Here is a 13259-nt window from a genome sequence, read left to right as displayed (position 1 = left end):
CATGTAATGCTTTTACCAAACTAATTTGGCAATATCATGATGACAGCTCGTCCAGCAAAAGCTTTATTGATGCATGAACTTTTTATTAAGTTGTCGATTGTAAGCATGTTATTGCTATTCGTTTTAATAACGACCAGCTGCTCCGATACCACAGTTAACCTGCCTGACAATCAACAGAATCTATGTGAGTTGTTTCGTGAACAACCCCATTGGTATGACTACGCAAAAGTATCAGAAATAAAATGGGGAACCCCTGTTTCCTCACAAATGGCTTTTATACAATCGGAATCGAGTTTTCAAAGCCTTGTTCGCCCACCTAGAAGCAAATTACTGGACTTAATTCCTTGGTCACGAACATCATCTGCTTATGGCTATGCCCAGGCGCAAAATCAGGTTTGGCAGGAATATCTGGCAGATAACGCCAGTCCCTTGGCCCGTCGGACACATATGAAATATGCCACAGACTTTATCGGTTGGTACAACCAACGCAGTCAACGCATGTTAGATATCTCTATGGATAACCCTAAACATCTATACCTGGCATATCATGAAGGTCAAACCGGCTATCGGCGTGGTAGTTATAAGGCTAAACCACAGGTACAGCTTAAAGCCAGGCAGGTAAGTGAACGAGCCAAAAAATACTCAAACCAACTCGCTGAGTGTGAAGATGAGTTTAAATGTCGTCATTTTTGGCAGATTGGTCCATTCTGCCCAAAGAAACAGTCCTGAAATTTATTTCAGCCATAAAAAAACCGGCTGACGCCGGTTTTTTTATCAGGTTTATTGTGGGTTACTGATTTACCCATTCCCCATTGGCGTTACGGCAAGCAGTGCCTTTAACGACTTCACGTTGCCCGTCAATATAGGCGTCCATCTCGTATTCGCGACATGGGCGGTCATTCGTTTCATAGGTACGGGTAGGAGTAACACTGTATTGTGCTCCGGTATCAGGATTATTCCAGGAATTAGTACGTCCTGTAGGGGTATTTTCAAATGTTTCATATGTGCGGCGTCTGTCCAGCTCATCCATTTCACTACCAATATGACCACCCACCATTGCCCCTAAAATAGTACCGCCTATGATGGCTGCGGTTCGTCCAGTTCCACCACCAACATTAGAACCAAGTACACCACCTGCAACACCGCCTAAACCAGCCCCCACGTTTTGTTTACTCATCTGACAACCTGCCAGACTGACGGTAAAAATTGCTGCGATCATTATCGTGAATAGGGTTTTCATACACTGTCCTTATTATTTTTTTCAATTTATAAACTTCTGACTATATTCTAACGGATTAAATTCATTACTCTTGGGCGTGAAGCACACCTTTACATAAATTTTCACTTTGCAAAATAATTACCCTTTATATGATCTAAGGAGAGGCAACCTCTACACGGTTTCGACCAGACTGTTTTGCCCGATACAGGGCCTTGTCAGCATTCTGTAGCAGCTGGTGTGGTATATCTCCTCGTCCATCCCAACTACTAATACCCACCGAGATAGTCAAAGTGCCCAACTCTTTGTCCTGATAAACAATCTTTTTAGCAGCAATTTTTTCCAATAAAGTATTGGCTCGATCCAACGCGTCCTGAAGATGGGCGGCCGGCATCAATACAACAAACTCCTCGCCACCGTAGCGACAGGGTATATCTGTTTCACGAAAATGATCCAACATCAATGAAGCAACTATACGCAATGCCATGTCACCCGCGTCATGACCAAAACGATCATTAAACTGTTTGAAATTATCGATATCACAAATCAGCAGAGATAATGATTGTTGATAACGCTCAGCAAGTTGGAGTTCACGTTGCAGGGCATCATCAAAATACCGGCGATTTTTCAAGCCAGTCAAAGCATCTTCAAATGACATGATATGCAGGTCTTCTCTATGCTTGATACCACTCAACGTCACGCTTAATCTATCAATTGCCCTGAATATAAATTGTTCAATCACTTGCCGCATTTCTGATGTTTCAGTGGAAAGATCCAGCAGTTCAAAGGTAATGAACGTTTGTTTACCCAGCCGCAAATCATCAATCTCAATTCGATACTTATCATTCAAAACAGAATTTGGTGATAAATCCGCAAATTCATTGAAGGTCGATACACGCAGCTGTAGTGGTGCAAAAACCTTATGTAATTCCTGACAAATCATATTACCGGCCTGCTGCAGGCTCTGGCTAGGTTGTAGTCGACTTATCAGGGTTTCCAGTCGAAGGCTGAAGTCATTGATCAAAGCCAGTTGATTTGCCCGTTGCTGTTCAAGTAACACGTAATTCTGTAAAGCAGCAGTTCGTTCGCTCACCCTCTGTTCCAGCAACACATTTAATTCTTTTAAAGCCAGTTGGATCTGCCGATAATGTCTTAACGAAACAACCACCAGAATTAACGCAAAGATTAACCCGCCAAAGGCCAATGGAAAGTTCACCCAGGGCACAAAACCATGAGCAATAATCATATCAATCAGAAAAAATATGGCATAAAGTCCAAACGCCCCCATGACCAACCTTTGTTCGGTATTCATCACCGTGAAATGACGAATACAAAACCAAAGCATGATCACCAGTGTGATAACAAATAACATATCGAAAATCGGGTAGAAATGGGCCAGGTGCCAGGCTCCAAACAATGTTAATACCAGACACAGCACTACATAAAGCATATGCATTTGGGCGATACGCAGCATCAATTTACCGCTTTGTACGGCGAGCCAGTAATTGAGGATCAATGCGATAAAAATCGGAATCGAAAAATACGATATAGCCGCCAAATAGGTTTTTGCTAACGGCGCATATATCAGTAGTTGTAATGCCTGGCTTTCTCCCAGCAGATTTCCTGCACTGGCAAGTGAAAATAATCCAAGATAAATAAACTCACGGTTATCACCGCGCATTGCAGAAAACGCAAATGCAATCAGTGCGATAAAGAAAAAGAATGCCGAAATCACTAAATCGCTATGCGAATTATTGAGTATATTCAGTAATGCTGCAGAGCGTTCAAGCAGCTTCTTTTCTCCCCACAAACCAATATCGGTGTAGTCAGAATAGACTCGGAAGTATAGCGTACGGCCAGCAAAATCATCTGGCAGACCAATGATATGCCATGGCCACCCCGCATACTCCCCCTTTCCCTCCGCATCAAATTCACCAAAGCGATAAATAAGCTGCTGATCGAGATAAACCTCGGCAATTAAATCAATACTGGAAATAAACACCACTGGATCGATCAGATTTATATCTGGCAACGTGGTGCGATACCAGATATTTTCTTGGCCCTGCCGATCAGGAGGATAGGTAGGCTTGGGAATGGACTGCCAGTCGGCATGACTTTCCTGATCCGGCATGGTCCATACCGGTTTTCCATCAACAAACGGTGAATCTCCCCAACGATATTGCCAATTTTCGAGATCTTTTTGTTCAGAGGTGGCTGCAGACAGTATTCCGTGAGACACCAATAGCATTATTAGTATCAGCAGACGCATCAAACGTCCTGCCAAGTAACACTGGTTGTTGGTTGAGTCAGTCATAGGCGTTAAGCGTAATGCTTTTATCCTCAGATAAAAAAATACCCCTTGATGGACTCAAGAGGTATTCAATTTTTTAGCCGACCCAACGTCTTGCATTATGGAACACCCTTAACCATGGTGCATCTTTGCCCCAGTCATCTGGATACCATGAATGCTGAACACTACGGATGACCCGTTCTGGATGAGGCATCAGAATAGTGACACGGCCATCTGTGGTGGTAAAACCGTTATGTCCATTTGCAGAACCATTAGGATTAAAAGGATAACGCTCAGTGGGCTGACCATAATGATCTACATAACGCATCGCCACTAACGCGTCCGACATACTGCCACCTTCGCTGAAGTCAATCCGTCCTTCTCCATGTGCAACGGCAATAGGCATGATCGAACCCGCCATATCCTGCAACAGAATGGATGGTGATTCGGTGATTTCAACCAATGAGAAACGTGCCTCAAACTGTTCAGACAAATTACGACTGAACCGCGGCCAATGCTCACTGCCAGGAATCAATGATTTCAATTGTGACAGCATTTGACAGCCATTACATACGCCAAGCGAGAAGGTATCTTCACGGGCAAAAAACGCCGCAAACTCATCGCGTGCACGCGCATTGTGTAAAACGGTACTGGCCCAGCCACGCCCGGCTCCCAGAACGTCACCATATGAGAAACCACCACAGGCCACCAGACCTTTGAAATCAGCCAGAGAAACGCGACCTTCAACAATGTCGCTCATATGTACATCCACTGAAGTAAAGCCGGCATGATCAAATGCTGCGGCCATTTCCAGCTGACCATTGACACCCTGCTCACGCAGAATCGCCATTTTAGGTCGCTGTCCACTGATAATAAATGGCGCGGCGACTTGTTCTTTGAGATCAAAACTCAGCTTAGCGTGCAAACCGGGATCTTGCTCATCATCCAATGCAGCAAATTCCTGCTCGGCACAATCAGGGTTATCACGCAATGCCTGCATCCGGTAGCTGGTTTCAGCCCAGAATTTTTGTAATACCTGACGACGCTGGTTTAATACTTGTTCATTATTAACGCTTATTTGAATCGTTTGATCTGTTGAGACTTCACCAATAAGATGACTGTGTTTGCTTAAATCAAACTGCTGCAGAACTTCCAGTACAGCATCTTGATATTCAGCCTTGATCTGGATCACGGCACCCAGTTCTTCATTAAACAACACTGGTAAGGCTTCACCCAGTCCATTCAAATTGATATTCAGACCACAATGCCCGGCAAAAGCCATTTCACATAAAGTGGTGATAAGACCACCATCACTGCGATCGTGATATGCCAGAACCAGTTGGTCCTGCTTCAATTGCTGCATGGCCGCAAAGAAGTTTTTCAGAGTACGTGCATCGTCTACATCCGGACCACGATGCCCAACCTGATTATAAACCTGGGCCAGAGCTGAGGCTGCCAGACGGTTATGACCGTGACCGAGATCCAGATAAATTAAACGGGTTTCACCCAGATCGGTCCGTAATTGTGGCGTAAGCGTTTTACTGGTATCGGTAACCGGCGAAAATGCGCTGATAATAAGTGATAACGGAGAAGTAACCGCTTTGGTTTCGCCCTTTTCATCCCAGACTGTTTTCATCGACAGCGAATCTTTACCCACCGGAATGGCAATGCCCAGTTGCGGGCATAATTCCATGCCAACGGCTTTGACAGTGTCATATAACAAAGCATCTTCGCCGCTATGACCACATGCGGCCATCCAGTTGGCTGACAGTTTGATATCACTTATTTTCTCAATATCCGCCGCAGCAATATTGGTTAATGCTTCACCAATCGCCATCCGACCCGATGCCGGAGCATCAATAACCGCTAATGGTGTGCGTTCGCCCATCGACATGGCTTCACCCAGTAAGCCGTGATGATCAGCCAGAGTTACCGCACAATCAGCCACCGGCACCTGCCAAGGGCCTACCATCTGATCCCTAGCCACCAGGCCAGTTATACTGCGATCACCGATGGTAATCAGAAAGTTTTTGCTGGCGACCGTTGGTAGTTTTAATACCCTCTCCAATGCCTCACTTACAGTAATACCACTCAGTTCCAACTCGGGTTTAGGTATGCTGTGATGTTTGACATCGCGCAGCATTTTTGGCGGCTTACCCAATAGCAGCGATAACGGCATATCGATTGGATTATTTTCAAATTGGGCATCTCCCAGCAATAGATGCTGATCTTCGGTGGTTTCTCCTACAATCGCCCAGGGGCAGCGTTCTCTTTCACAAATGGCCTGGAACAACTCAATATCTTCAGGGTTTACGCCTAATACATAGCGTTCCTGAGATTCATTACACCAGATTTCCATCGGTGACATGCCCGGTTCATCATTTGGGATGACCCGAAGTTCAAATCGCCCGCCACGACCACTGTCATCCACTAACTCCGGAAACGCGTTGGATAAACCACCGGCACCAACGTCATGAATCGAAACAATTGGATTTTTATCATTAAGTGCCACACAGCGATCAATAACTTCCTGACAACGGCGCTCCATTTCCGGATTACCGCGTTGCACCGAAGCGAAATCCAGTCCCTCTTCACTGGTACCGGAAGCCACCGAGGAAGCTGCACCGCCCCCCAGACCTATCAACATTGCCGGGCCACCAAGCGCAATCAGCTGCGTGCCTGGTTGCATGATATGTTTTTCAACATGCTGAGGTCGAATACTACCCAGCCCACCAGCTACCATGATGGGTTTGTGATAACCCCGCATTTCAAAGCCATCATCAGATGGCACTTTAGCTTCATAGGTGCGGAAATAACCGCATAAATTGGGGCGGCCAAATTCATTGTTAAATGCCGCGCCACCTAATGGGCCATCAATCATGATTTGCAAAGCAGAAGCGATACGGGCCGGTTTGCCGTAATTGGTTTCCCATGGTTGTTCAAAGCCGGGAATCTGCAAGTTTGAAACCGAAAAACCGGTTAAACCTGCTTTAGGTTTAGAGCCACGTCCGGTGGCACCTTCATCACGAATTTCACCGCCGGCACCAGTCGCCGCACCAGGAAAAGGTGAAATAGCCGTTGGGTGATTATGGGTTTCAACCTTCATCAGAATATGCTGCTGCTCGCCTTCGTAGCAGTAGTGATTATCACTCATATCTACCTGAAAACGATGGCTGCGTGGGCCTTCGATAACGGAAGAGTTATCGTTATAAGCTTTAACGACACCTTCAGGATGTTGTTCGTGGGTATAACGAATCATATCGAACAGGCTGCGATCCTGGGTTTTGCCATCAATAATCCAGTCAGCCTTGAATATTTTGTGACGGCAATGCTCAGAGTTCGCTTGAGCAAACATCATTAATTCTATGTCATTCGGATTACGATTAAGTGCTGTGAAATTATCAAACAGGTAATCAATTTCATCATCAGCCAGAGCAAGGCCCAGATCTTGATTGGCTGCAACCAATGCCTGACGTCCACCGTTAAGAATATCTACAGATAATAATGGTCTTGGTGCTGTATGCATGAACAATTGTTCAGCGTCTTCTTCATTATCAAAAACACTTTCAATCATGCGATCATGCAATTTTGCTGCAATCGTAGCGCGTTGTTCACTGCTGAGAGTAGATTGGCTGGTGACATAAAAAGCGATACCGCGTTCAACCCGAACAATGTCTGTTAAACCGCTGTTATGTACAATATCGGTCGCTTTACTGGACCAAGGCGAAATAGTCCCGGGACGCGGAGTAATTAGAAACAGGTTTTCCTGAGCTTGCGCGCTGCTACTGCCTTTACTGGCTTCGAGCATCTCCCCCAGGGTAACAAGATCCGTTTGATTAAGTTGACCATCACTTTCCAGTTCAGCGAAATAGTGATATTCACTTCTTAACGCACTGACTGCAGCGACTTCAGCGCGGATAGCGCGCAGCAATTTTTCAATTCGGAAAGCAGAGAAAGCCGGACGGCCAACCAATTGCAGCATTTGAAACCCAATTCAGAGAAAATTAAAGCGATAATGATACTTTATACGCCCGAATTCGCCCAATAAAATTGAGCTTTAATGATGACTGAAAATAGTTCCACTCCCCGTAAACCCAGCCCTTTCAGACTACTTGCCGTGATGATGTATGACAGCATGTTATTGGTCTCGGTACTGTTAGTCGCCGCTGCCGTTGCGGTAGCCCTGAATGGCGGTGAAGCAATCGGTGCCAATAATCCATTCTTTTTTGTCTATCTGCTGGGCGTGGCATTTATTTTTTATGGCTGGTTCTGGACCCATGGCGGACAAACACTTGGCATGCGTGCCTGGCGGGTTTATCTCATCAGCGGCCAAAATACCGGGATCAACTGGCAGCAGGCATTTCTGCGCTTTATGGTTGGCCTCTTTTCCTGGCTGCCATTAGGTTTGGGATATTGGTGGTTGTGGCTGAGCCCCGATAAACTCAGCTGGCATGATATTGCTTCAGGTAGTTACCTGGTGTATTCACCTAAAGAGAAATAGCGGACTAAGCCTTTAATCTGAGATACGTTCCAGATTGATCATTTTATGATTGTCATCAAAGCGGATTTTGAAGCGACCATGAATACCGGTTTGTGTAATAAAACGCCGAACATGCAATGCAGGAAACTGAAGAGATTGTCCCGAATCGGTTATCGCAACAACAGCAGAAGCTTCGCCTCGATAGTAGCGCATCGCCTCTTCCCTATCGACATGAAGTCTAAACGTTAAGACTTTGACCACTAACGAGAAAACCTCTAAACATATCGCTTAAATTACGCAGCATTTGTTGTTTGTCTGAATCACTATACGGCACAGCTACGCCCTGGCCCCAGATCGGTTTTGGCCAGACGGCATCAGTTTTAAAGCGAGCCGCATGATGCACATGTAACTGCGGAACCACATTTCCCAATGCCGCAATATTCATTTTATCGGCCTCGGTGAGTTTCATCAGTTTTTCGGCGACTAATGCTGACTCCTGCCAGAGTAATTGCTGATCCTGCATCGAAAGATCATAAATTTCACTGATATCTTTGCGACGTGGCACCAGAATCACCCACGGGAAACGGGCGTCATTCATCAGTAACACTCGGCACAGTGGTAAATCACCGATCAGAAATGTGTCCGCAGCTAACTGAGGATGTAATTCAAATTTCATTAATCCGCCAGATATTTGTTAACGATCTCATAGACATCAGATGAGAGATCCTGCTGCTGAGCAATATTTTGCAATGCATCGCGCATCATTTGCTGGCGTTTTGCATCATATCGGCGCCAGGAATTGAATGCACCCAATTGCCGCGAAGCCACCTGCGGATTAATTTTATCCAGCACCAAAATCTGTTCAGCCAGGAAACGATAGCCACTGCCATCTTTTGCGTGAAATAACGCTGGATTGTTACGACAAAACTGACCGATTAACGCCCGAACATTATTTGGATTTTTAATGCTGAACGCAGGATGTTTCATCAACCCTTTAATCCGAATCAATGTATCCGGGAGGCTGGATAGAGCCTGCACAGTAAGCCATTTATCCACCACCTGCCGGTCATGCTGCCATTGCTCATAAAATGCGCGCAAGGCATGTTCACGTTCGGTACCTGGCTGATCCACCATCAGACGCAGACCAGACAGAGTGTCTGTCATATTATCTGCCTGTTTCATCTGTTTCAGGCAGCGCTGAGTTTGCATCGGATCGCCGGTTGCCATCAGATAGCCCAGACAGACGTTTTTCAGGCTGCGTCTTCCCATATGCTCTGAGTTAAACTGATACGGCACATTTGGCAAATTATGCTGCTGATACAAAGCATCAAACTGGGCTTTCAACTGCGTTGCCAGGGTATCTTTTACAAATTTACGCACACCATGGATGGCATCCACGTCAGCTACTTTCATCTGTGCTGCCAGATAATTCTCTGAGGGCAATGTCAGCATGCGCGCTACCAATGCGGGATCAGCCGTTTTATCCTCTAATACAGCAGCACATTGTTTTGACAAAATTTCCGGCAATTGCAGCGTTTTATCTTGCTGATAATCGTTGATTAAAGACAGCATGACTTGGATGAAGAGACTTTGTCCGGCATCCCAACGATTAAAACTGTCTTTTTCATTGGCCATCAAAAACGCAAGTTCTTCATTATCACGCTCAATCAGTAATTTAACTGGCGCGGAAAAGCCACGAAGTAAAGAGACAATCGGCTTGTTATCTACCCCGATAAAACGGAATACTTGCTCTGCTTCGCTTAGTTCAAGTACGCGGGTGTCGTTATCATAGGGTTGAGCTTCATCAATCAATTGTAAAGGCAAACTATTACCTGCAGCATCCAGTAACCCCATTGCAACTGGAATTAAAAATGGTTGTTTTTCGGTCTGTCCCGGTGTGGCCGGGCAAGATTGCTGCAAGGTTAAGGTCAATATTTTCTTTGTTGCATCATATTGATGAGTGGCTGTAATAACCGGTGTTCCTGCCTGGGAATACCAACGTTTGAACTGGGTTAAATCAATACGGTTGGCATCTTCAATAGCTTTAACAAAATCGTCCGTGGTCACTGCCTGACCATCATGGCGGTCAAAATATAAATCAGTGCCTTTACGGAACCCCTCTTCGCCAACCAGGGTTTTGATCATGCGTACAACTTCCGCACCTTTCTCGTAAATGGTCACGGTATAAAAGTTACTGATTTCGATATAGCTATCGGGTCTGATAGGATGCGCCATCGGACCGGCATCTTCAGCAAATTGCAAACTGCGTAACTGATCAACATCATCAATTCGTTGCACCGCGGCAGAATTCAAATCCGCACTGAAAGATTGATCCCGCATCACGGTAAAGCCTTCTTTAAGGCTTAACTGGAACCAGTCACGACAAGTCACCCGATTACCGGACCAGTTATGGAAGTACTCGTGGCCGACAATGCTTTGTATGGTGTAAAAGTCGTTATCCGTAGCCGTTTTAGGACTGGCCAAAACGCAGGCAGCATTAAAGATGTTCAGCCCTTTGTTTTCCATCGCCCCCATATTGAAATCATTAACCGCAACAATCATGAAGACATCTAAATCGTACTCACGGCCATAAGTCTCCTCATCCCAGCGCATGGATTGCTTTAAAGACACCAGTGCATGATCACATTTATCGTGATTTTCTTTATCGACATAGATCTGCAAGGTCACGTCACGTCCGCTTAAGGTCGTAAAGCTGTCCTGTTGCATATAGAGATCACCGGCAACTAAAGCAAACAAATAACAGGGTTTAGGATGTGGATCATGCCAGCGAACCCAATGGCGTCCATCCGCTAATTCACCCTGCTCTTGCAAGTTACCGTTTGATAAGAGAATTGGCCATTTCTGTTTCTCAGCCGTGATGGTCACGCTAAATACGGCCATCACATCAGGGCGATCCGGATAATAGGTGATGCGTCGAAAGCCCTCTGCCTCACATTGAGTGCAAACCAACGCGCCTGAATGATATAAGCCTTCGAGCGCGGTATTTTGATCTGGATAAATCTCGGTGACGATTTCCAGCTGAAACTTTTCCGGTAATGTCGGCAACACCAGCTGAGTATTGGAGCGTTGAAATTCTGCGGCAGTTAATGTCCGTCCATCAAGTTTGATACTTATTAACTCTAAATGCTCGCCATTTAATACACAGGCTTCACCTGGCCCTTTTGGATTACGCCGCATGTTCAGAATACTGGTCACACGAGTCGTTGAAGCGTCCAGATCAAAATGCAAATCAACGTTGTCGACCAGATAAGACGGGACGGTGTAATCCGCGAGACGAATCGTTTTAGGGGACGCAGGTGCGTTCATTAAATTAAAAATCCTCTTGATTAACTGGCCAGTACTGATAAGCAGGCTCTTCATATGGATGTGCGAGTTTCAACGCTGAGACAACAGCTTTGATAGTCTCGTTCGAGCAAATCGTTTCAACTCGATATTCGTTTACTTGTTCCAGTTTTCCGTTTTCACCAATAAATGGCTGGCTGTCTTCTAAAGGTCGGAACTGGCCCATACCTTGTGTTTCCCAACTGCAGCAGTCATAACCATCAAAATGTCCTGCTCCGGCATTAAAAATGGCTTCTTTAACCAATTCTTTATGGGTTTCAGGAACAAAAAACACAAGTTTGTACATGAGGTTTACCTCCACTGCCATTGCTGGGCTTCACCGGTCCCAGCAATACTCAATACAGCGCTTGCATTGGCATTAAACGCTACAGCCTGTATGACCATTCCAGGATTAAGTGGATTCTGTCTGGTCACTTTCCAGCAACGTAATTTGTCACCTTGGGGTAATTGCCAGACGCAAATTCGTTCTGCCGCGTGCCCGGTTACCAGTAACATGCCATCTTCTGAAAAATTAACGGCCGTTGTGGTCGTATTAAAAACCGGGAATTCTGGAACTGGCAACGATTTTGGCCAGGCGGAACTGCGTAGCTGAGATTGCAGACTGCCATCCGCCAATGACCAAAGATAAGCATGGTCATTATCCGCTGCGGTAAATGCAAAACGATTTTGTGGATCAAATTTCACCAGAGTCACAGTATTACCATGCACCCAGTTCTGTAACTGCTCCCCACTCTGCAGATCCCATAACCGAGCAGTCCGATCATCACCGCCAGTTAAAGCCATTTTACCATCCGGTGAAATAGCCACGGTATTAATAGGATGCTTCACCGGCGAATCGACTGCAGTACCATCGTGTTCAAATACATGAAGAACCCGGTTGGCGTTAATATCAAAATAAACTGCTGTGCTATCTGCCAGTGCTAATAGCAAAAACTGGCCATCAGGCGAAATATCTAGTGCTTTCACGCGCAATGGAAATGTCAGTCTGTTTTCTGGCATTCCGTTATCCGTGTTCCATAACATCACCGTATCAAGTTCTACGGTAGCGGCAATCGGACTGGATTTAGCTAATGCCACGGTAGTGCTGCGAACCGTTTCCTTCTGCTCACTTTGCCAGCTGTATTTCACCTGATTGTTTTGCAGGTCCCATAGTCTGGCGGCGGCATCGACATCGGCTGATAGCAAAAATTTTCCATCTGCTGAAAAGGTAGCGGCATAGCTACCCTCACTATGCTGCCACTGATAAATTTGTTGCGGACGATCTTCACAACCAACCAGCAATAACAGCAACCCTGGTAAAACGAATCTGCTGATATTGCGCACAGTCATAATCTCAATCAGGATTTTGGTAAAGTCACGCCCTGCTGACCCTGGTATTTACCAGCCCTATCAGCATAAGAGGTCTCACAGACTTCATCAGATTCAAAAAACAACATTTGTGCTACACCTTCGTGAGCATAAATTTTGGCAGGTAATGGCGTGGTATTGGAGAACTCCAGGGTGACCTGGCCTTCCCATTCTGGTTCCAATGGTGTGACATTAACAATAATGCCGCATCTCGCATAGGTAGATTTTCCCAGACAAATAGTCAAAACATTGCGTGGAATTTTAAATGACTCAATAGTACGAGCCAAAGCAAACGAATTTGGCGGAATGATGCAGACATCAGAATTGATATCAACAAAACTACTGGCATCAAAGTTTTTTGGATCAACAATCGCCGAATTGATATTGGTAAAAATTTTAAACTCAGTTGAACAACGTACATCGTAACCGTAACTGGACGTGCCGTAGGAAATAATACGTTGTCCTTCTTGTTCACGAACCTGTCCTGGTTCAAAAGGCGAAATCATACCTTGCTGTTCGGCCATACGCCGGATCCATTTATCTGATTTTATGCTCATAATCCG

General features: G+C 45.4%; 11 protein-coding genes. 2 read left to right on the top strand and 9 right to left on the bottom strand.

Annotated features, from left to right (window positions below):
• The first annotated feature begins 36 nt into the window (after positions 1–36).
• Positions 37–729 carry a transglycosylase SLT domain-containing protein gene (locus B4F66_RS06280; RefSeq protein WP_292411621.1) on the top strand — a complete coding sequence of 231 codons (693 nt, stop codon included), beginning with the start codon at positions 37–39 and terminating at the stop codon, positions 727–729.
• 61 nt (positions 730–790) lie between these two features.
• On the opposite strand, the gene B4F66_RS06275 is transcribed toward B4F66_RS06280, so the two are convergent.
• The 3 genes from B4F66_RS06275 to purL form a co-directional block, all read right to left on the bottom strand.
• Positions 791–1240, bottom strand: a complete 450-nt coding sequence (locus B4F66_RS06275) for an RT0821/Lpp0805 family surface protein (RefSeq protein WP_292357434.1) — start codon at positions 1238–1240, stop codon at positions 791–793.
• Positions 1241–1373: 133 nt separating this feature from the next.
• Positions 1374–3485, bottom strand: a complete 2112-nt coding sequence (locus B4F66_RS06270) for a sensor domain-containing diguanylate cyclase (protein WP_292357435.1) — start codon at positions 3483–3485, stop codon at positions 1374–1376.
• 118 nt (positions 3486–3603) lie between these two features.
• A complete protein-coding gene (gene purL / locus B4F66_RS06265; protein ID WP_292357437.1) occupies positions 3604–7488 on the bottom strand; it encodes a phosphoribosylformylglycinamidine synthase in 3885 nt (1294 codons plus the stop codon).
• Between the two features lie 78 nt (positions 7489–7566).
• On the opposite strand from purL, the gene B4F66_RS06260 reads away from it, so the two are divergent.
• Complete coding sequence (locus B4F66_RS06260; protein WP_292399245.1) at positions 7567–8007, top strand: RDD family protein; 441 nt, start codon at positions 7567–7569, stop codon at positions 8005–8007.
• A 12-nt stretch (positions 8008–8019) separates the two neighbouring features.
• On the opposite strand, the gene B4F66_RS06255 is transcribed toward B4F66_RS06260, so the two are convergent.
• Genes B4F66_RS06255 through dcd form a run of 6 tightly spaced genes read right to left on the bottom strand, consistent with a single transcriptional unit; the run spans position 8020 to position 13253 of the window.
• A complete protein-coding gene (locus tag B4F66_RS06255; protein ID WP_292357441.1) occupies positions 8020–8199 on the bottom strand; it encodes a DUF2835 family protein in 180 nt (59 codons plus the stop codon).
• A 25-nt stretch (positions 8200–8224) separates the two neighbouring features.
• Positions 8225–8662, bottom strand: coding sequence for an HIT domain-containing protein (locus tag B4F66_RS06250; protein ID WP_292357442.1), 438 nt, complete (start codon positions 8660–8662; stop codon positions 8225–8227).
• On the bottom strand, positions 8662–11313 hold the full coding sequence (gene pepN / locus B4F66_RS06245; protein WP_292357444.1) for an aminopeptidase N: 2652 nt from the start codon (positions 11311–11313) through the stop codon (positions 8662–8664). Before pepN ends, B4F66_RS06250 begins: the two co-directional genes overlap by 1 nt.
• Before the next feature lie 4 nt (positions 11314–11317).
• A complete protein-coding gene (locus tag B4F66_RS06240; RefSeq protein WP_292357446.1) occupies positions 11318–11635 on the bottom strand; it encodes a YqfO family protein in 318 nt (105 codons plus the stop codon).
• 5 nt (positions 11636–11640) lie between these two features.
• Positions 11641–12678: a WD40 repeat domain-containing protein gene (locus B4F66_RS06235; RefSeq protein ID WP_292357448.1), complete on the bottom strand. Its 1038-nt coding sequence runs from the start codon at positions 12676–12678 to the stop codon at positions 11641–11643.
• Positions 12679–12686: 8 nt separating this feature from the next.
• On the bottom strand, positions 12687–13253 hold the full coding sequence (dcd, locus tag B4F66_RS06230; RefSeq protein ID WP_292357449.1) for a dCTP deaminase: 567 nt from the start codon (positions 13251–13253) through the stop codon (positions 12687–12689).
• Positions 13254–13259 lie beyond the last annotated feature (6 nt).

Origin of the sequence: Methylophaga sp. UBA3603, from assembly GCF_002375335.1 — a bacterium.
GTDB lineage: Bacteria > Pseudomonadota > Gammaproteobacteria > Nitrosococcales > Methylophagaceae > Methylophaga.
This window is presented reverse-complemented; position numbering and strand designations above follow the sequence as displayed.